Raw genomic sequence first — 21,701 nt, 5'->3', positions numbered from 1 at the left:
ACGTATCTAATCGTTGACGTGCAGTTTGTCGAGTCTGGCGGCGAGCACGGCGCCCATCTCGGCGGCCGGGCCGGGCTCCAGCAGGAAGTGGTGCTCGACGTCGAGGGGGTAGTCCTCGATCCGCCCCTCGACGAGCGGCCCCCAGTTGGACGGCCCGGTCGGCGAGTCCGCGGTGCGGCCCCGCAGGGCGGTGAAGAACACGACGTCGCCGCGGTACCGGCCGGGCCGGTACCGCTCCGCCTGGTGGAGGCCGTTCTCGTAGTTGCGGTAGACGTTGACGAGGTCGTCCTCGCGGAGGGTGGCGAGGGCGTCGTCGCGTTCGGCGAGCACCGCCATGATCTGCGCCATGTCGGGGTTGCCGTCGGCGGCGACCATCCGCGCGTCGATCCCGATGGACTCCAGCAGCTCGGGCAGGATCTCCCGCTTCTCCGCCTCCAGGTCCTGGGTGTGGTAGGCGTCGATGAGCCCGAGCAGCCCGACGCGCTCCCCGGCCTCCTGGAGCCGGACGGCCATCTCGTAGGCGATGAGGCCGCCGAGCGACCACCCGACGAGGTGGTACGGCCCGGACGGCCGCACGGTGCGGATCTGCTCGATGTAGTCCCGCGCCATCTCCTCGACGGAGCCGGGCAGGTCCGCGCGGGTGAACGCGCTGCCCTGCAGCCCGTAGATCGGCTGGTCGGGGCCGAGGTGGCGCTGGAACTGCAGGTAGCTCCAGGCGAGGCCGCCGGCGGGGTGGACGAAGAAGACCGGCGGCCGGGTGCCGGTGGTGCGGATGGGCAGCAGCACCTCGAAGCCGAGCCGGTCCTCGGGCTCCCCGGCGCGCAGCAGCGCCTCGACGGTCTGGTGGGTGAACACGTCGCGGGGCGTCAGCTCGATCCCGGCCTGGCGGGCGCGGGTGACGAGCTTCAGCGCGGCGATGCTGTCTCCGCCGAGGTCGAAGAAGCTGACGTCGGCGCCGACCCGGTCGAGGCCGAGGACGCCGGCGACGATCCCGCACAGCGCCTCCTCCTCGGGGGTGGCGGGGTCGCGTCCGGCGGCGGTCCCGGCGTAGTCGGGGGCGGGCAGGGCGCGCCGGTCGAGCTTGCCGTTCGGGCCGACGGGGAAGGTGTCGAGCCGGACGAACGCGGCGGGCACCATGTACTCGGGCAGCCGCTCGGCGAGGAACTCCTTGAGGCCGCCGGTGCAGGGGGCGATGACGTAGGCGACGATCGTCTTGACGCCCGGGGCGTCCTGGCGGGCGACGACGGCGGCGTTCGCGACGTCCGGGTGCGCGGTGAGCGCGGCCTCGATCTCGCCGAGCTCGATCCGGAACCCGCGGACCTTCACCTGCTGGTCGGCGCGGTCGACGTACTCGAGCGCGCCGCCCGGGCGGTGCCGGACGAGGTCGCCCGTCCGGTACATGCGGGACCCGGGCGGCCCGAACGGGTCGGGCACGAACCGCTCCCCCGTCAGGGACGCGCGCCGCAGGTAGCCCCGGCCGACGCCCGGTCCCGCGATGTAGGCCTCGCCGACGACGCCGGGCGGGACGGGCCGCAGCCCGGGGTCGAGCACGTACGTCCGCCGGTCGTCCATCGGGTGGCCGAGGAGCGCGGACGTCTCGCCGGGGTCGGCGGTCAGCCGGGCCCGCTGCCGGTCGATGGTGGTGTAGGTGGTCGCCTCGGTGGGGCCGTAGACGTTGCCGACCTCGGTGTCCGGGCAGGCGGCGAGGACGCGGCGGACCGCGGCGGTGGAGCCGGACTCGCCGCCGGTGAGCACCTCGCGGAGCCCCGCGAACGCCGCCGGCCGCTCGTCGGCGACCAGGTTGAACAGCGTCGTGGTGAGGAACAGCCCGGTGACGCCGTGCGCGCGGACCAGGTCCTCGACGGCCTCGCCGGTCAGGTGGCCGGGCGGCGCGACGACGGTGGCGCCGCCGTGCAGCAGCGGCGTCCAGAACTCGTAGATGTGCGCGTCGAACGCGTGCGGGGAGTGGAACAGCACGCGGTCGTGGGCGCCGCCGCGCAGCTCGCCGTCGGTGGCGAGGCTGACGGCGTCGCGGTGGCGGAGCATGACGCCCTTCGGCACGCCGGTCGAGCCGGAGGTGAACAGCACGCAGGCGAGCTGCTCGGGATGGCACGGGACGTCCGGGGCGGTGGCGGGCTGCGCGGCGGTCTCCGGATCGTCGTCCACGACGATGACGTGCGCGGACGTGCCGAGGCGGGCGACGCGGCCGCGCATCGCGGTGTCGACGAGCAGGACGGGCGCGGCGACCTCGTCGATCGCCCACGCGGTCCGCTCGGGCGGGTAGGCGTGGTGGATCGGCGCGTAGGCGCCGCCCGCCTTGAGGACGGCCAGCGACGCCACGACGCTCGCGGCCGACCGTTCCAGCAGGACGGCGACGTGCGTCTCGCGGCGGACGCCGAGCCCGATGAGGCGGTGCGCCAGCCGGTTCGCGCGCTCGTCCAGCTCCGCGTAAGTGAGCGTCTCCCCGGACGCGACGACGGCCTCCGCGTCCGGGGTCCGCGCGAGCTGCTCGGCGAAACGGCCGGTCAGCGTGCCGGGGCGGCGCGGCGTGTCCGGCCCCTGCCAGGCGCGCAGGACGAGGTCGCGCTCGTCGTCCTCCAGCACGTCGATGCGGCCGAGCGGCAGGCCGGGGCTGTACGCGACGGACTCCAGGATCCGGACGAACCGACGCATCAGCCGCTGCGCCTCGTCCTCGACGTACAGGTCGGTGCGGAAGTCCAGGCGCAGCGACAGGCCCCGCCCGCCGGGCACGGCGGCGAGGGTCAGCGGGTAGTGGGTCGCGTCGTGGCCGTCGACGTTGTGGAGGGTGAGGCCGCCGAGGTCGGCGCCGGCGGCGTCGGGGTCGAACGGGTAGTTCTCCAGGACGGTCATCGTGTCGAACAGCGGCCCGGACCCGGCGAGCCGCTGGACGTCCGACAGCCCGAGGTGGTGGTACTGCATCAGCGCGGCCTGCTCGTCCTGCAGCCGGGCGAGGGCGGCGGCGACGGTGTCGCCGGGGTGGACGCGGACGCGGATCGGCAGCGTGTTGATGAACAGGCCGATCATCTGCTCGACGCCGGGCAGCTCGGGCGGGCGCCCGGACACGGCGGCCCCGAACACGACGTCCGTCGCGCCGGTGAGGCGGCCGAGCAGGACGCCCCAGCCGAGCTGGAGCACGGTGTTGAGGGTGACGCCCTCGGCGCGGGCGCGCGCGGACAGCGCGGCGGTGAGGTCCTCGGTGAGACGGATCCGGACGCGTCCCGGCTCCTGCGTATTGGGCTCCGGCGCTCCGGGCGCGACGAGGGTAGGCCCGTCGAGGCCGTCGAGCGCGCTGCGCCAGGCGTCCTCGGCGGCGGCGCGGTCCTGCTTCGCCAGCCACGCGAGGTAGTTCTTGTACGGGGCGACGCGCGGCATGCCGGTGTCGTCGCCCTTGGCGAGGTAGAGGGCGAACAGCTCGGTCTGCAGGACGGGCGTGGACCAGCCGTCCAGCAGGATGTGGTGGTTGGTGAACACCATCCGGTGCAGGCCGTCCGCGAGCCTGATCAGCAGGAAGCGCAGCAGCGGCGGCCGGGCCATGTCGAACGGGCGGGCCCGCTCGGCCTCGGCCAGCTCCCGCGCCCGCGCGTCCCGCTCCGCCTCGGGCAGGCCGGACAGGTCGGCGTCCTCCCACGGCAGCCGGACCTCCCGGTGCACGACCTGGACCGGCGAGCCCTCCTTGCGCTGCCGGAACCCGGCGCGCAGGTTCGCGTGCCGGCGCAGCAGCGTCGCGGCGGCGGCGCGCAGGGCGTCCACGTCGAGGGGGCCGCGCAGGTCGAACACGATCTGCGCGGTGTAGACGTCGTGCCCCGAGCCGTACAGGGCGTGGAAGAACAGGCCCTGCTGCAACGGGGACAGCGGGAGGATGTCCTCAAGCTGCGACTTGCTCAATCCAGCTCCCATTCACCGTCGAGTTCGGCGGCGAGCTCGTCGATCTCGTCCTGGCTGACGTCGACCAGGGACAGGTCGGAGGGGGTGAAGCCGCCCACCGGCCCGTCGGCGGGGGCGTCCACGACGTGCGCGACGAGGCCGCGCAGCGCGGCGGACCAGCGGTCGGCGAGGTCGCGGACGGCGTGCTCGTCGAACAGGCCGCCCGCGTAGGTCCAGGTGGCGGACAGTTCGGGGCCGTCCGGCAGGTCCCGGGTGTGCGCGTTGACCTCGATGGCGTGGACGAGGCCGAGCGCGTCGTCCTGCCCGCCGCCGAGCGCGCCGGCGTCGGCCTGCCCGGCGGGTCCCCAGTCGGTGGCCTCGGGCACGGCGGACCGGCCGAGGTAGTTGAACGCGATCTGCGGGTGCGGGCGCCCGGCGAGGCGCTTGCCGGCGGCCGGGTTGAGGTGGCGCAGCAGCCCGTACCCGATGCCGTTGTCGGGGATCTCGCGGAGCTGCTCCTTGACCCGCTTCAGCGCGGTGCCGACGGCCTGGCCGCCCTCGCGGACGTCGCCGGGCTCGACCCAGCCGGCGTCGAGCCGGACCGGGTAGATCGCGGTGAACCAGCCGGCGGTGCGGGACAGGTCGACGCCCGGCACGATCTCCTCGCGGCCGTGGCCCTCCAGGTCGATGAGGACGGCGGTGTCGTCGGACACGCCCCGGTCGCGGCGCCATCCGGCGACGGCGAGCGCGAGGCCGGTGAGCAGGACGTCGTTGGCGCGGCCGTGGAACGCGGCCGGGACGTCGGTGAGCAGCGGCCCGGTGACGTCGGCGGGGAGGTCGACGGTGAGGTGCCGGGCCGTCCCGAACGTGTCGGCGCGCGGGTCGAGGGCGCGGGCGCCGAGGACGGGGTCGGGGGTGGCGAGGACGTCCTCCCACAGCTCCAGCTCGGCGGTGCGGGCCGGGTCGGACGCCTCCGCGACGAGGCGCTGCGCCCAGCGGCGGAACGAGGTCGGGACCGGGTCGAGCGTCCCGCCCACCCAGGCGGTGACGAGGTCGGGCAGCAGGATCCGCCAGGACACGCCGTCGACGACGAGGTGGTGCAGGGTCAGCAGCAGGCGTCCGGACGCGCCGGGCCCGGCGTCGAACCAGACGAGCTGCGCCACCGTCCCGGCCTCGGGGTCGAGGCGGTCGCGGGCGGCGCGGGCCTGCTCGGCGAGCACGGCGCGCAGCGCGCCGCCGTCGAGGCCGGCCACGTCGACGCGGCGGACGAGCGGCGCGGCGTCGACCGCACCCGGCTCGGCGACCTCGAACTCGCCGTCGCGGACGCGGAGCCGCAGCATGTCGTGGTGGTCGATGAGGGTCTGCAGGGCCGCCGCGAGCTTCTCGACGCCCAGCTCGGGCGGGACCTGGAGCAGCATCCGCTGGCTGTAGCCGGCGGTCGGGCCGTCCAGCTCCTGGAACCAGCGCATGATCGGGGTGGCCGGGACCTGCCCGACGCCCGCGCCGGGCGCCTCCGCCTCGACCCGCTCGCCCTCGCCGACCGGCCGCGACGCCGCCGCCAGCTCCTCGACCGTCTGGTGCTGGAACACCTCGCGGGGCGTGATCACCAGGCCGGACTGCCGGGCGCGCGACACGAGCTGGATCGCGATGATCGAGTCGCCGCCGAGGTCGAAGAACCCGTCGTCGATCCCGACCCGCTCCAGATTGAGCACCTCGGCGAACAGCCCGGCGAGCGTCTCCTCCTCGGGAGTGCGGGGCGCGCGCGACGAGGCCTTCGCCGAGAAGTCCGGCGCGGGCAGCGCGGCGCGGTCGAGCTTGCCGTTCGCGGTCAGCGGCAGCGCGTCCAGCACGACCACGGCGGCCGGGACCATGTAGTCGGGCAGGCCGCGCCCGGCGAACGCGCGCAGCTCCGCCGGGTCGGCCTCGCCGGTGGTGACCACGTAGCCGATCAGCCGGTCGTCGCGGACGACGACGGCCGCGTCCGCGACCGCGTCATGCCCGGCAAGCGCGGACTGGACCTCGCCGAGCTCGATCCGGAAGCCGCGCAGCTGCACCTGCTGGTCGGCGCGGCCGAGGTACTCCAGCGTGCCGTCGGGGCGCCAGCGGCCGAGGTCGCCGGTGCGGTACATGCGGGTGCCGGGGACGCCGTGCGGGTCGGCGACGAACCGCTCGGCGGTGAGCGCGCGGCGGTTGAGGTAGCCGCGCGCCAGGCCCGGGCCTGCGACGTACAGCTCGCCGACGACACCCGGCGGGACGGGCTGCAGGCGATCGTCCAGGACGTAGACGCGCAGGTCCGGGATGCCGGAGCCGATGACGCTGCCCGGCGCCGTCGCCGCGCCGACCCTGTCGAGCGCGAGGTAGGACACGTGCACGGTGGTCTCGGTGATCCCGTACATGTTGACGAGGGTCGGCGCGTCTTCCGCATGCCGGGAGTACCAGTCCTCCAGGCGTCCGAGGTCGAGGGCCTCGCCGCCGAAGATCACGTACCGCAGCGCCAGGCCGGTGCCCGGGTTCGCCTTGTCGGCGGCCATGAGCTGGTAGAACGCCGACGGCGTCTGGTTCAGGACGGTCACGCGCTCGTCCGCGAGAAGCTTCAGGAACTCCTCCGGCGACCGCGACGTCAGGTACGGGACGACGACCAGGCGCCCGCCGTGCAGGAGCGGCCCCCACAGCTCCCACACCGAGAAGTCGAACGCGTAGGAGTGGAAGAGCGTCCACACGTCGTCGGGGCCGAAGTGGAACCACTCTTCGGTGGAGCCCAGCAGCCGGACGACGTTCTGATGCGGGACGACCACGCCCTTGGGACGCCCGGTCGACCCCGACGTGTAGATGACGTACGCGGGGTTGTCGGGCGAGATCGCCACGCCGAGGTCGGCCTCGTCGTAGCCGGACGCGTCCAGGTCCTCCGGCCGCAGGGTGAGGACGGGCTCGGCGTCCTCGACCATGTACGCGATGCGTTCCTCGGGATAGTCCGGATCGATCGGGACGTACGCCGCCCCGGCCTTCAGCACCGCCAGGATCGCGACGACGAGATCGGCGGAACGCGGCAGCGCCAGCGCGACGAACTGCTCGGGCCCCACGCCCTGCTCGGCCAGGCGCCGCGCCAGCCGGTTCGCCCGCGCGTTCACCTCGCCATAGGTCAGCGACACGCCCTCGAACGACACCGCCACCGCGTCCGGACGCGCCGCCGCCTGCGCCTCGAACAGCGCCGGGATCGTCGACCGCTCCACCTCGGGCGCCTTGCCTCCGGCCCACTTGCGCAGGATGGTGCGGCGTTCGGCGCGTTCCAGGATCTCGGCGGTGCCGATGGGGGCGTCCGGGTCGGCGACGAGGTCGCGGACGAGCCGCTCGAACCGCCCTGCGATCGCGGCGGCGGTCGCCGGATCGAACAGGTCGAGGGCGTACTCGAGTCCCGCCTCGATCCCGCCGGGCGCGCCGTCTCCGCCGTGCCGCTCCTCCAGGTAGAGGGACAGGTCGTACTTCGCCGTCCCGGCGGTGAGCGGTTCGGCGCCGCCGGTGAGGCCGTCCGTCTCCAGCCGCGCCTCGGGGTTGTTCTGGAACGACAGGGCGACCTGGAACAGCGGGTGCCGGGCCATCGACCGCGCGGGGTTCAGCACCTCGACGAGCCGCTCGAACGGCAGGTCCTGGTGGCCGTAGGCGGCGAGGTCGGTCTCCTTCACCCGCGCGACCAGCTCCCGGAACGACGGGTCGCCGGAGGTGTCGGTGCGCAGGACGAGCATGTTCACGAACATGCCGACGAGGTCGTCCAGGGCCTCGTCGGTACGGCCCGCGATCGGCGACCCGATCGGCACATCGGTGCCCGCGCCGAGCCGCGTCAGCAGCGCCGCGAACGCCGCCTGCATGACCATGAACAGGCTGGCGCCGCTCTCCCGGGCGAGGCGCAGCAGGCCCGCGTGCAGCTCGGCGTCCAGCTCGAAGGCGTGCGTGCCGCCCCGGTAGGACGCCTCCGCCGGGCGCGGCCGGTCGGTGGGCAGCCGCAGCTCCTCGGGCAGCCCGGCGAGCGCGTCCCGCCAGTACGCGATCTGCTGGGAGATCAGGCTGTCCGGGTCGTCCTCGGAGCCGAACAGCTCGCGCTGCCAGAGCGTGTAGTCGGCGTACTGGACGGGCAGCGGCGCCCACTGCGGCGCCCGGCCCTCGGCGCGCGCCGCGTAGGCGAGGACCACGTCGCGGGCCAGCGGCGCCATCGACCAGCCGTCCGCCGCGATGTGGTGCAGCACCATGACCAGGACGTGGGTTCCGTCACCGAGGGCGAACAGCCGGGCCCGCAGCGGCGGCTCCACCGACAGGTCGAAGCCCCGCCCGACCTCGGCGGCGAGCGCCGCCGGCAGCTCCGCCTCGGCGACCGGGGCGACGTCGACGCGCGGCCGGGCTGCGGCCGGGTCCAGCACGAGCTGGCGGGCGCTGCCGGAGCCGTCCGGGAAGATCGTCCGCAGCGACTCGTGCCGCTCGACGACGTCGGCGAGGGCGGCGCGCAGCGCGTCCAGGTCGAGGGCGCCCTCCAGCCGCAGCGCGACCGGCATGTTGAACGTCGCGGACGCGCCCTCGAACCGGTTCAGGAACCAGAGCCGCTGCTGCGCGTACGACAGCGGCACCACCTCGGGGCGTCCGGCGGGCCGCAGCGGCGGCCGGACGTCGCCGCCGGCCTCGGCGAGGCGTCCGGCGAGGCCCGCGACCGTCGGGGCCTCGAACAGCGCCCGGACGGGCAGCTCGGCGCGCAGCGCGGTGCGGATCCGGCCGACGAGGCGGGTCGCGGTGAGCGAGTCGCCGCCGAGGTCGAAGAACCCGTCGTCGACGCCGACCCGCGGCACGCCGAGGACCTCCGCGAACAGCCCGCAGAGGATCTCCTCCTGCGGGGAGCGCGGAGCGCGGCTCACCGGCGCGGCGGTGCCGGGCGCCGGCAGCGCGGACCGGTCCAGCTTCCCGTTCACGGTCAGCGGCAGCGCGTCCAGCACGGTGAACGCCGGGACCATGTAGTCGGGCAGCCGCTCGGCCGCGAACCGCCGCAGCGCGGCGATGTCGACGCCCGCCGTCCGGTCCGCGGGCACGACGTAGGCGGCGAGCCGCCTGTCGCCGGGCCGGTCCTCGCGGACGACCACGGCGGCCTGCGCGACCCCCTCGAACGCGGCGACGACGCTCTCGATCTCGCCGGGCTCGACCCGGAACCCGCGGATCTTGACCTGGTCGTCGGCGCGGCCGAGGTACTCGACGGTGCCGTCCGGCAGCCAGCGGGCGAGGTCGCCGGTCCGGTACATCCGGTCGCCCGGCGCGCCGAACGGGTCGGCGACGAACCGCTCGGCGGACAGCGCGGGCCGTCCCAGGTAGCCGCGCGCGAGCTGCGCGCCCGCGAGGTACAGCTCGCCGGGGACGCCGGCGGGCGCGGGCTGGAGCGCGGCGTCCAGCACGTAGGCGCGGGTGTTGCGCTGCGGAGCGCCGATCGACACCCGCTCGGCCCGCGCGACGACCTGGTTCATCGTGTCGATGGTCGACTCGGTCGGGCCGTAGAGGTTCCGGGTGGTCACGCCGGGGACCTCGCGCAGGTCCGCCCAGAGGGCGTCGCTGAACGCCTCGCCGCCGAGCAGCAGGTGCGAGGGCAGGTGGCGGCCGTCGCCGCTGAGCAGGCCCGCCTCGCGGAGCGAGGCGAAGTGCGACGGCGTGGTGTTCACCAGGTCGATCCGCGCGCGCGCCACGTACTCGGTGTACGCCTCGACGTCGCGGCGGGTCGCGTCGTCGATGAGGTGCAGCTCGTGGCCGTGCATCATCCACAGCAGCCCGTGCCAGGAGGTGTCGAACGAGAACGACGCGAGGTGCGCGAACCTCATCCGGCGCCCGCCGGCCGCCGCGACCGCCGGGTCGATGAACGCGTCCCGGTGCGCCTCGAAGTAGTTCAGCACGCCGCTGTGCGGGATCGTCACGCCCTTGGGGCGACCCGTCGACCCGGAGGTGTAGATGACGTAGGCGGCGTTGCCCGCCCGCAGCGGCCGGACGCGGTCCGCGTCCCCCGGGTCGTGCGCGGGCCGGTCCTCGCCGAGGGGCAGGTCGTCGGCGGTGATGGTGAGGGCGGGGCGGCAGTCGTCCAGCATGTAGGCGATGCGGTCCGCCGGGTACTCCGGGTCGATCGGCACGTACGCGGCGCCCGCCTTCAGCACGCCGAGGATCGCCACGACGATCTCGGGCGTGCGCGGCAGCAGGATCGCGACGCGGTCCTCGGCGCCGATCCCCCGCGCGATCAGCTCGTGCGCCAGGCGGTTGGCGCGCGCGTTCAGGTCGGCGTAGGTGAGGGACGTGTCGCCGCACACGAGGGCGGTGTCGCCCGGGGTGCGGGCGGCCTGCGCCTCGAACATTGCCGGGAGGGTGCCGGTGGGAAGGCCGGCGGCGGTGTCGTTCCAGCGCGCCAGAGCCTCGCGTTCCTCGTCGCCCGCCAGCGCCACCGTGCCGATGAGCTGCGACGAGTCCTCCGCGAACGCCTCCAGGAAGCGGCGGACGCGGGCGAGCAGCGCCTCGACGACGCCGCGCTCGAACACGTCCGGCCGGTAGTGCAGGCGCAGCGACAGCCGGTCGTCCGGCACGGCGACGAACGACAGCGGGAAGTGGGTCGCGTCGTAGGAGTCGGCGGCGGCGATGCGGACCCCGTTCAGCGACCCGTCCAGCATCGCCGGGTCGAACGGGTAGTTCTCCAGCACCGTCATCGTGTCGAACAGCGCGCCGCCGTGGCCCGCGACCCGCTGGATGTCGGTGAGGCCGAGGTGGTGGTGCGCCAGCAGCGCGGTCTGCTCCTCCTGGAGCCGCTCCATCAGAGCGGCGAGCGACTCGTCCGGGCGGTGCCGGACGCGGATCGGCAGCGTGTTGATGAACAGGCCGATCATCTGCTCGATGCCGGGCAGCTCCGGCGGGCGGCCCGACACGGTCGCGCCGAACACCACGTCCCCGCTGCCGAGGAACCGGCCGAGGACCAGCCCCCACGCGCCCTGGAGGACGGTGCTGAGGGTGACGCCGTGCCGGCGGGCCGCGCGGGACAGGCGGCGGGTGGTCCGCTCGTCCAGCTCGGCGATGGTGCGTTCCGGCGGGCGCGGCGCGCGGGCGGCGGCCTCCGGCGCGACGAGGCTCGGGCCCTCCACCCCGTCCAGGGCGCGGCGCCACGCCTCCTCGGCGGCGGCGCGGTCCTGCTCCGCCAGCCACGCCAGGTAGTTCTTGTACGGGGTGACGCGCGGGAACCCGGCGTCGTGGCCGCCCTGCACGTACAGCATGAACAGCTCGGTCGCCAGGATCGGCGTGGACCAGCCGTCCAGCAGGATGTGGTGGTTGGTGAAGATCAGCCGGTACCGCTCCGGGCCCGTCCGGACGAGGACGAACCGCAGCAGCGGCGGCGCGGTCATGTCGAAGCCGCGCGCCCGCTCCCGCGCCACGATCGCGTCGGCCTCGGCGGCGTCCGCCGCCTCGGTCTCCTCCCACGGCAGTTCGACCGTGCGGGGGATCACCTGGACCGGCCGCGACAGGTCCTCGTGCCAGAACGCGGCGCGCAGGTTGGAGTGCCGGCGCAGCAGCGTCTCGGCGGCCGTCCGCAGCGCGGCGGCGTCCACCGGCCCTTCGAGGTCGAGCACGATCTGCGCGGTGTAGACGTCCCCGCCGTCCCCGCCGCCCCCGTCCCCGCCGTCGAACAGCGCGTGGAAGAAGAAGCCCTGCTGCAAGGGAGACAGCGGCAGGATGTCCTCGAGGTCCCCCCGGTTCACGATAGGTGCCTCCACGCGTTCTGCAGCTTGTCGATCTCGCTCTGGTCCAGGTCCACGAGCAGGTCGGACGGGGTGAAGCCGCCGGCGGGCGCGGCGTCGCCGCCCGCCGCGACGTGCGCGACGAGGCCGCGCAGCGCGGTGAACCAGGCGTCGGCCAGCTCCCGGACCGCGACCTCCTCCAGCAGCCCGCCGGGCCACGTCCACGTCGCCGACAGCACCGGCCCGCCGGGCACGTCGCGGGTGACCGCGTTGATCTCCAGGACGTGCGCGGCCGGCATCCGCGGGTCCTCGCCCGCGGGCGTCTCCTCCGGCGCGATCGTCCAGTCGCCGTCCCCGTCGCCGGGCGCGACGCGGCCGAGGTAGTTGAACGCGATCGGCGCGGCGGGCGGCTCGGCCAGCTCCTCGGCGGCCTCGCCGCCGCCGTAGCGCAGCAGCCCGTAGCCGATGCCGCCGTCGGGGACGGCGCGGAGCTGCTCCTTCACCTTCTTGATCGCGGTGCCGACGACCGCGCCGCCGGCGCGGACCGCGGCCCAGTCGGCGGCGCCGGCGTCGAGCCGCACGGGGTGGATGGAGGTGAACCAGCCGGCGGTGCGGGACAGGTCGACGCCGGGCACGACGTCCTCGCGGCCGTGGCCCTCGAGGTCGATGAGCACGTCGGTGCCGCGGCCCGCGCCGTGGTGGCGGCGCCACTGCGCGACGGCGAGGGCGAGGCCGGTGAGCAGCACGTCGTTGGCGCGGCCGTGGAACGCGGCCGGGACGTCGGTGAGCAGCGGGCCGGTGACGTCGGCGGGCAGCTCCATGGTCAGCGACCGGGCGCGGGCGGCGATGTCGACGCGCGGGTCGAGGGCGCGCGGGGCGAGCCGCTGCGGCGGGCCGTCGACGATGTCGAGCCAGTCCTCCAGCTCGTCCTCGCGGTCGGCGGCGGTGGCGGTGAGCCGCTGCGCCCACCGGCGGAACGAGGTCGGGACGGGGTCGAGGGCCCCGCCCGCCCATGCGGTGACGAGGTCGGGCAGCAGAATTCGCCAGGTGACGCCGTCCACGACGAGGTGGTGCAGGACGACGAGGAGGCGGCCCTGGTCGCGGCCCGCGTCGAACCAGACGAGCTGCGCCGTCGTGCCGGCCTCGGGGTCGAGTCGGTCGCGGGCGGCGGCGGCCTGCTCCCCGATGACCACGGCGAGCTTGTCGGCGTCCAGGCCCGCGACGTCGACCCGGGTGACGAGGTCGGCGGCGGCCACGGCGCCGGCCTGCCGGACGACCGGCTGCCACCGGTCGCCGCCGGTGTCCAGGCGGAGCCGCAGCACGTCGTGGTGGTCCAGGACGGTCTGGAACGCGGCCGTGAGGCTTTCGCAGCCGAGCGCGGGCGGCGTGCGCAGCAGCATCGACTGGTGGAAGCCCCTGATCAGGGACGCGTCGCCGCCCACGCGCTCGCGCAGCCACGCGACGATCGGGGTGACCGGCACCGGGCCGACGCCCGCGCCGGGCGCCTCCGCCTCGACCCGCTCGCCCTCGCCGGCCGGCCGCGCGACCGCGGCGAGCTCCTCGACGGTCTGGTGCTGGAACACGTCGCGGGGCGTGATGACCAGGCCGGACCGGCGGGCGCGCGACACGAGCTGGATCGCGATGATCGAGTCGCCGCCGAGGTCGAAGAACCCGTCGTCGATCCCGACCCGCTCCAGGGTGAGGACCTCCCGGAACAGCGCGGCGAGCGTCTCCTCCTCGGGTGTGCGGGGCGCGCGCGACGAGGTCTTCGCGGAGAAGTCCGGCGCGGGCAGCGCGGCGCGGTCGAGCTTGCCGTTGACGGTGAGCGGCAGCGCGTCCAGCTCCACGACGACGGCCGGGACCATGTGGTCGGGGAGGTCGCCGCCGGCGAACTTGCGCAGGTCTGCGGACTCGACGGGCGCGGAGGCGACGACGTAGGCGACCAGGCGGTCGTCGCGGACCACGACGGCCGCGTCCGCGACCGCGTCGTGCCTGGTCAGCACCGCTTCGATCTCGCCGAGCTCGATGCGGAACCCGCGCAGCTGCACCTGCTGGTCGCTGCGGCCGAGGTATTCGAGGCGGCCGTCGTCCAGCCACCGTCCGACGTCGCCGGTCCGGTACATGCGGGTGCCGGGGGCGCCGTGCGGGTCGGCGATGAATCGCTCGGCGGTCAGCGCGCGGCGGTTGAGGTAGCCGCGCGCCAGCCCGGGCCCGGCGACGTACAGCTCGCCGACGACACCCGGCGGGACGGGCTGGAGCCGGCCGTCCAGTACGTAAATGCGCAGGTCAGGGATGCCGGAGCCGATGACGCTGCCGGGCGCGGTCGCGGCGTAGGCGCGATCCAGGGCGACGTGCGAGACATGCACAGTGGTCTCGGTGATCCCGTACATGTTGACGAGCGTCGGCGCGTCCTCGGCGTGCCGGGAGTACCAGTCCTCCAGGCGGCCCAGTTCGAGGGCCTCGCCGCCGAAGATCACGTACCGCAGCGCCAGGCCGGTGCCCGGGTTCGCCTTGTCGGCGGCCATGAGCTGGTAGAACGCCGACGGCGTCTGGTTCAGGACCGTGACCCGCTCGTCCGCGAGGAGCTTCAGGAACTCGTCCGGCGACCGCGACGTCAGGTACGGGACGACGACCAGCCGCCCGCCGTAGAGCAGCGAGCCCCACAGCTCCCAGACGGTGAAGTCGAACGCGTAGGAGTGGAAGAGCGTCCACACGTCGTCGGGGCCGAAGCCGAACCAGTGCTCCGTGGAGCGGAGCAGCCGGACCACGTTCTGGTGCGGGATCACGACGCCCTTGGGACGCCCGGTCGACCCCGACGTGTAGATGACGTACGCCGGGTGGTCCGGCGAGATCGCCACGCCCAGGTTCGCGTCGTCGTAGCCGGACGCGTCGAGATCGTCCGGGCCGATGGTCAGGACGGGCTCGGCGTCCTCGACCATGTACGCGATGCGGTCCTCGGGATAGTCCGGGTCCATCGGCACGTAGGCGGCGCCCGACTTCAGCACCGCCAGGATCGCGACCACGAGGTCCGCCGAGCGCGGCAGTTTCAATGCGACGAACTGCTCCGGCCCGACGCCCTGCTCGACGAGGCGCCGCGCCAGCCGGTTCGCCCGCGCGTTCACCTCGCCATAGGTCAGCGACACGCCCTCGAACGACACCGCCACCGCGTCCGGACGCGCCGCCGCCTGCGCCTCGAACAGCGCCGGGATCGTCGACCGCTCCGCCTCGGGCGCCGTGCCGCCGGCCCATTCGCCGAGGATCAGGGCGCGTTCGGCCGGGTCGAGGACGTCGGCGGCGCCGATCGGCGCGTCCGGGTCGGCGAGCAGCGCGGTCAGGTACCGCTCGAAGCGAGCGACGAGCCGCTCCGCCGTGGCCGGGTCGTACAGGTCGAGCGCGTACTCCAGCTCGCCGTCGAGGCCGTCCTCGCGCTCGGTGAGGACCATCAGCAGGTCGAACCGGGACACCCCGGCGTGCAGCGGCTCCACCTCGGCGGTGAAGCCGGGCATCTCCAACCGCGCTTCGGGGTTGTTCTGGAACGTCAGCCCGACCTGGAACAGCGGGTGCCGGGCGAGGTGCCGCGGCGGGTTGAGGACCTCGACGAGCCGCTCGAACGGGACGTCCTGGTGCGCGTACGCGGCGAGGTCGGTCTCCTTCACCCGCGCGACCAGCTCCCGGAACGACGGGTCGCCGGACGTGTCGGTGCGGAACACCAGCATGTTGACGAACATGCCGACGAGGTCGTCCAGGGCCTCGTCGGTACGGCCGGCGATCGGCGACCCGATCGGCACGTCGGTGCCCGCGCCGAGCCGCGTCAGCAGCGCCGCGAACGCCGCCTGCGCGACCATGAACGGGCTCGCGCCGGTGTCGAGGGACAGCTTCCGCAGCGCCTCGTGCACGCCGGCGCCGAGGTGGAAGCGGGCGGTCGCGCCGCGGTAGGACGCCTCCGCCGGGCGCGGCCGGTCCGCCGGCAGCTCCAGCTCCTCGGGGAGGCCGGCGAGCGCGTCCCGCCAGTACGCGATCTGCTGGGAGATCAGGCTCTCCGGGTCGTCCTCGGACCCGAAGAGCTCCTGCTGCCAGAGCGTGTAGTCGGCGTACTGGACGGGCAGCGGCGCCCAGTCCGGCGCCCGGCCGTCCGCGCGGGCGGCGTAGGCGGTGAGGACGTCGCGGGCCAGCGGCGCCATCGACCAGCCGTCGCCGCCGACGTGCTGCAGGAGCAGCAGCACGACGTGCTCGTCCGGGCCGAGCCGGAACAGGTGGGTGCGCAGCGGCGGCTCGGCGGAGATGTCGAAGGCGTAGCCGGCGGCCATCGCCAGCCGCGCCGGCAGCCCGGCCTCGGTGGTCTCGGCGATCTCCAGTTCCGGGCGGGCCGCGGCCGGGTCCAGCACCTGCTGGCGGGGGACGCCGCCGCTGTCGGGCAGGATCGTGCGGAGCGTCTCGTGCCGCCCGACGACGTCGCCGACGGCGGCGCGGAGCGCGTCGGCGTCGAGCGGGCCGCGGATCCGCAGCGCGATCGGCATGTTGTAGGTCGCGGACGGCCCTTCGAACCGGTTGAGGAACCACTGCCGCTGCTGCGCGTACGACGGCGGCACGGTCTCGGGCCGGTCCCGCCTTTCCAGCGCGGGGCGGCCGGGCGCGGCGTCCCGGCGGTCCAGCAGCGCGGCGAGCCCGGCGACGGTCGGCGCCTCGAACACCGCGCGGACGGGCAGCTCGGCGTCCAGTACCCGGCGGACGCGGCTGACGACCCGCATCGCGATCAGCGAGTTGCCGCCGAGCGCGAAGAAGTCGTCGTCGGCGCCGACGCGGTCGAGGCCGAGCAGGTCGGCGAAAACGGCCGCGACGGCCTCCTCCCGCTCCCCCGACGGCGCGCGGAACGCGGCGGCGGGGGCGGCGGGCGCGAGGTCCGGCTTCGGCAGCGCCTTGGTGTCGACCTTGCCGTTCGCGGTGAGCGGCAGCTCGTCCAGCACGACGACGGCGGCGGGGACCATCGCCTCGGGCAGGTTCGCGCGGACGTGCGCGCGCAGCTCCTCCGGGTCGAGGGTCGCGCCGGGCGCGGCGACGACGTAGGCGACGAGGCGCTTCTCGACCGGCCCGGCCGCGGGTTCGGCGACCTCGACGAGGGTGACACCGGGCAGGTCGAGGCCGTCGACGGTGACGGCGGCGCGGGTGGCGGCGACCTGCTCCAGCGTGTGCAGGTACCAGCCGGTGAGCCGCTCGGCGGTGGCGGCGTCGAACAGGTCCCGCGCGTACTCGAGGATCCCGGTGAGGCCGCCGTCCGGGGCGTCCTCCAGCAGGAACTCCAGGTCGAACTTCGCGACGCCCGGGTCCACCGGCTCGACCGCGACGTGCAGGCCGGGCAGCTCGACGGACGCCTCGGGGTTGTTCTGCAGGGTCAGCATCACCTGGAACAGCGGGTGCCGGGCCAGCGACCGGACCGGGTTCAGCACCTCGACGAGCCGCTCGAACGGGACGTCCTGGTGGGCGTAGGCGGCGAGGTCGGTCTCCCGGACCCGCGCGAGCAGCTCGGCGAACGACGGGTCGCCGGAGGTGTCGGTGCGCAGCACGAGGGTGTTGACGAACACGCCGACGAGGTCGTCGAGGGCCTGGTCGGTGCGGCCCGCGACCGGCGAGCCGATCGGCACGTCGGTGCCCGCGCCGAGCCGGGTGAGCAGCGCGGCGAGCGCGGCCTGCAGCACCATGAACAGGCTGACCTGGTGGTCGCGGGCGACGGCGCGCAGCCCCGCGTGCAGCTCCGCCGGGACCTCGAACGCGGCCCGCCCGCCCCGGTAGGAGGCGCGGTCGGGACGCGGCCGGTCCAGCGGCAGGGCGATCTGGTCGGGCAGCCCGGCGAGGGCGTCCTTCCAGTAGGCGATCTGGCGGGCGGCGAGGCCGTCCGGGTCGTCCTCGGAGCCGAGCAGCTCGCGCTGCCAGAGCGCGTAGTCGGCGTACTGGACGGGCAGCGGCGCCCACTCGGGCGCCTTCCCCTCGCGGCGGGCCAGGTAGGCGGTGATGACGTCGCGGGCCAGCGGCGCCAGCGACCAGCCGTCGCCGGCGATGTGGTGCAGGACGAGCAGCAGCAGATGCTCGTCCTCGCCGTTCTCATCGCGCCCCAGCCGGTACAGGTGCGCGCGGACGGGCGGCTCGCACGCCAGGTCGAACCCGCGCGTCGCGTCGGCGAACAGCGTCCCGAACAGGTCGCCGGGATCGGCGTCGCCGACCGTCAGCGGCGGGTCGGCGTCGGCCGGGTCCCGGATGATCTGGACCGGTTCACCGTCGGCGTCCCCGAAGACGGTGCGCAGCGACTCGTGCCGGGCGACGACGTCGCCGAGCGCGGCGCGCATCGCCTCGACGTCGACCGCGCCGGTCAGCCGCAGCGGGATCGGCATGTTGTAGGTGGCGGTGCGGCCTTCGAGCCGGTTGAGGAACCAGAGGCGCTCCTGCGCGTGCGACACCGGCAGCGGGTCGGGCCGCTCCATCGGCCGCACCGCCGGGCGCCGGGCGTCCGGCGCGGACGCGGCGATCCGCTCGGCGAGGCCCGCCACGGTCGGCGTCTCGAACAGCGCCCGGACGGGCAGCTCCACGCCGAGCGCGGCGCGCGCCCGCGCCACGACGCGGGTGGCCTTCAGCGAGTCGCCGCCGTGGTCGAAGAACCCGTCGTCGACGCCGATCCGCTCCACCCCGAGGACGTCGGCGACGATGCCGGCGAGGATCTCCTCGCGGGCGTCGCGCGGCGCGCGCGCGGACTCCGGCGCGGCGAGGTCGGGCTCGGGCAGCGCGGCCCGGTCGAGCTTCCCGGCCGGGTTGAGCGGCATGGCGTCCAGCACCACGATCGCGGACGGCACCATGTAGCCGGGCAGCGTCCGCCCGGCGAACTCGCGGAGGGCGGCGGGCTCGGGCGGGCCGCCCGCGGCGCCCACCACGTAGCCGACGAGGACGGTGTCGCCGGCGGCGTCGCGGCGCGCGACGACGACGCTCTGCGCCACGCCGGGATGCGCGGCGAGCACCGCCTCGATCTCGCCCAGCTCGATGCGGAAGCCGCGGACCTTCACCTGGTGGTCGAGGCGGCCGAGGTACTCCAGGTGCCCGTCGCGGTTCCAGCGGGCGAGGTCGCCCGTCCGGTACATCCGCTCGCCGGGCCCGCCGAACGGGCAGGCCACGAACCGGTCGGCGGTCAGCGACGGGCGGTGCAGGTACCCGCGCGACAGGCCGACGCCGGCCAGGTACAGCTCGCCGGGGACGCCGACGGGGACGGGCCGCAGCCGATCGTCCAGCACGTACGTGCGGGTGTTGGCCAGCGGCCCGCCGATGGGCGCGACCGCGGCTTCGTTGCCGTCGTCGAACCAGCCGGTCACGACGACCGTCGTCTCGGTCGGGCCGTAGATGTTGGAGATCCGCGCGTCCGGCAGCAGCGCCCGGACGTCCTTCAGCAGCCGCGGCGGCATCGCCTCGCCGCCGAGCGCCATGTCCTGGACGTCGAGCCGGAAGCCGCCGCGTCCGAGCAGCGCCGACATCGCCGACGGCACGCCGCCGATCAGCGAGCCCGACCAGCCGCCGCGCTCGGCGACCTCCAGCAGGTCGCGGACGACCTCGATCTCGCCGCCGACCGTCAGCGGGACCAGCCATTCGAGCACCGACAGGTCGAAGTTCAGCGACGTGGCGAACAGCACGCGGCGCAGCCGGCCGGCCCCGTAGGCCGCGAGCGCGCGGGCCTGGAAGCCGGCGAAGTTCTCATGCGAGATCGGGACGCCCTTCGGACGCCCCGTCGACCCCGAGGTGTAGATGATGTAGGCGAGGTTGCCGGGGCGCAGCGGCCGGACGCGCTCCGCGTCGGTCACGTTCTCGGCGGAGAGGCCACCGAGGTCGAGGGCGTCGAGCTCGACGCGCGGGGTGCCGCCGGGCAGCTCGGCGGAGCGCGTCGTGATGACGCAGGCGGGCGCGGCGTCGTCCAGCATGTAGGCGATCCGGTCCGCCGGGTAGGACAGGTCGATCGGCTGGTAGGCGGCGCCCGCCTTCAGCACGGCCAGCGCCGCGACGACGAGGTTCTCGTCGCGCGGGAGGGCGAGCGCGACGAAGTCCTCCGCGCCGACGCCGCGCGCGACGAGGTGCCGGGCGAGCCGGTTGGCGCGGGCGTTCAGGTCGGCGTAGGAGAGCCGCACGTCGCCGGCGACCACGGCCGTCCGGTCGGGGGTCCGCGCCGCCTGCGCCTCGATGAGGTCCGGGGCGACGCCGGGCGCGACCGGGTACGCCGTGTCGTTCCACTCGCGCAGGACGAGGTCGCGCTCGGCGCCGTCCAGCAGCTCCACGTCCCGCAGCGGGGTCGACGGGTCGACCTCGCCCAGCGTGCGCATGAACCGGATGTAGCGCCGGTGGTGCGCGGCGACCTGCTCCTCGGTGTACAGGTCGGGGTGCGCCTCGAAGTCGATGCGGGTCCCGGCGCCGTCGAGGTTGTCGTAGATGTTGATCGCGAGGTCGTCGATCGGGCCGATCGTGAGGGCGTGCATCCGCGCCGGCAGCCCGGCGAAGTCGAGCCGGTAGTCGAACGCCATGATGTTGATGACGGGCCCGTAGAGCCGGCGGCGCTCGCCGAGCAGCTTCAGGTCGCGCAGCAGGTCCTCGCGGCGGTACCGCTGGTGCCGCAGCGCCCGCGCGCTCGCCCGCGTCGCCGCGCGGACCAGCTCGTCGACCGTCATGTCCGGCCGGACCCGCACGCGCAGCGGGAGGATCGTCGACAGCATCGCCGGCGTCTCCCGGGCGATCTGCGTGGTGCGTCCGCTGACCGCGAGGCCGAGGATGACGTCCTCGGTGCCGGTCATCCGCGCCACGTAGGCGGCGGTCGCCGCGATCGCCAGGCCCTGCGTGGCGGTGCGGAGCCGGCGCGCGCCGGCCGCGAGCGCCGCCGACTGCTCCGGCGGGACGACCTCGACCCGGCTGATGAAGTCGGCGGTCGGCTCGGCCATGTCGTCGGCCAGGCTCACCGCGACCGGCTTGTCGGCGAACCGCTCCGTCCAGTACGCGCGGTCCCGCTCGAAGCGCTCCGACGCCCGGTACTCCTCCTCCTCGGCGAGGACGCGGCGGTAGTCCCCCAGCTCCGCCGGGACGTACTCGCCGCCGTTCGCCAGCGAGGTGTACACCTCCGCGGCCCGGTGCATGATCAGCGGGCCGCTGTGGCCGTCCTGGATCGCGTGGTGCGTGCGGATGAACCACCGGTGCAGGACGGGCGAGAGCCGCAGCATCGCCGTGACGAACAGCCGCTCGCCGTCCAGCGGCAGCGGCTCGGCCATCCGCGCCCTCATCCACGCCCGCGCCGCCGCGTCCGGGTCCGCCTCGCCGGACAGGTCCACCAGCGGGACCGAGACGCTCGCCTCCGGGTCGAGGACCTGCCGCACCGCCCCGTCCCGCTCGGCGAACCGGGCGTGCAGCGCGAGCACCTCGTGCGCACCGATCCGCGCCACCCGGTCGAAGAGTTCGTAGTCGAGCGGGCCCTCGATCTCGATGTACTGCGCGATATGGATCGGCGTTTCGGGCGCCAGCTGCTGCGCGTACCAGACGCTCTGCTGAGCGGCCGATAGAGGAACATACTCGGTGGACGACATCAAGCGGTGCTTTCCCGGTCGAAGGGGGTTTGCTTTGTGCCAGGCATCGGCGGCCGCAAGGCGCCGGCGGGCGGAAATTCAAAGGAAATGACCAAGAACTGATCGGGCTGCTCCCCGTCCCCTTTCACCCGAGTCCCTTCCGGGAACGCGGCGGCGCGCGGACCCGGGGAACGACGCCCCGTGGTCCCGCTGATACAGAGCGCCGCCGCTTTCCGCCCTCGACCGGGACCCGCCCCGCGACCCATCGTCCTACTCAGGAGTAGCGGGGCCACAGTTAACCAGCCTGTCACATGCCTCGCAATCCCCTCGAAAGTAGAACTTGGCCTCGCCAATTGCTCACGGGAGTGACAAAAGACCCGGTCACCGGCATGGACGGTCGCGGACCGGACGCTCACCCGATGACAAAGGTTGGCAACCGAATCCGGACAATGCGATTACGCTGTGTTAAATGATCTCCGTTCGGGCGGTGCCGGCGGCCTTGCCGGCGACCTTGCCGGCA

Annotated in this window: 3 protein-coding genes; all 3 read right to left on the bottom strand. The window is 74.6% G+C overall.

The annotated features are described in order from the left end of the window. Positions 1 to 6: 6 nt before the first annotated feature. The 3 genes from F8568_RS16155 to F8568_RS16145 are packed head-to-tail and all read right to left on the bottom strand — an operon-like array spanning position 7 to position 21,202. Complete coding sequence (locus F8568_RS16155; RefSeq protein WP_236008804.1) at positions 7 to 3,906, bottom strand: amino acid adenylation domain-containing protein; 3,900 nt, start codon at positions 3,904 to 3,906, stop codon at positions 7 to 9. After that, entirely contained in the window at positions 3,903 to 11,633 is a 7,731-nt protein-coding gene (locus tag F8568_RS16150) for a non-ribosomal peptide synthetase (RefSeq protein ID WP_151594364.1), read from the bottom strand. The genes F8568_RS16155 and F8568_RS16150 overlap by 4 nt, the downstream gene beginning before the upstream one ends. Next, the gene (locus F8568_RS16145; RefSeq protein ID WP_151594363.1) at positions 11,630 to 21,202 is read right to left on the bottom strand and encodes a non-ribosomal peptide synthetase; all 9,573 of its coding nucleotides are present in this window, start codon (positions 21,200 to 21,202) and stop codon (positions 11,630 to 11,632) included. The genes F8568_RS16150 and F8568_RS16145 overlap by 4 nt, the downstream gene beginning before the upstream one ends. Between the last annotated feature and the right edge of the window lie 499 nt (positions 21,203 to 21,701).

This window comes from Actinomadura physcomitrii (assembly GCF_008923205.2).
Lineage (GTDB): Bacteria > Actinomycetota > Actinomycetes > Streptosporangiales > Streptosporangiaceae > Spirillospora > Spirillospora physcomitrii.
This window is presented reverse-complemented; position numbering and strand designations above follow the sequence as displayed.

What these genes read in the sequence shown, in the direction of transcription:
- F8568_RS16145 (WP_151594363.1), bottom strand. Translation starts at nt 21,202, where the DNA reads ATGTCGTCCACCGAGTATGTTCCTCTATCGGCCGCTCAGCAGAGCGTC.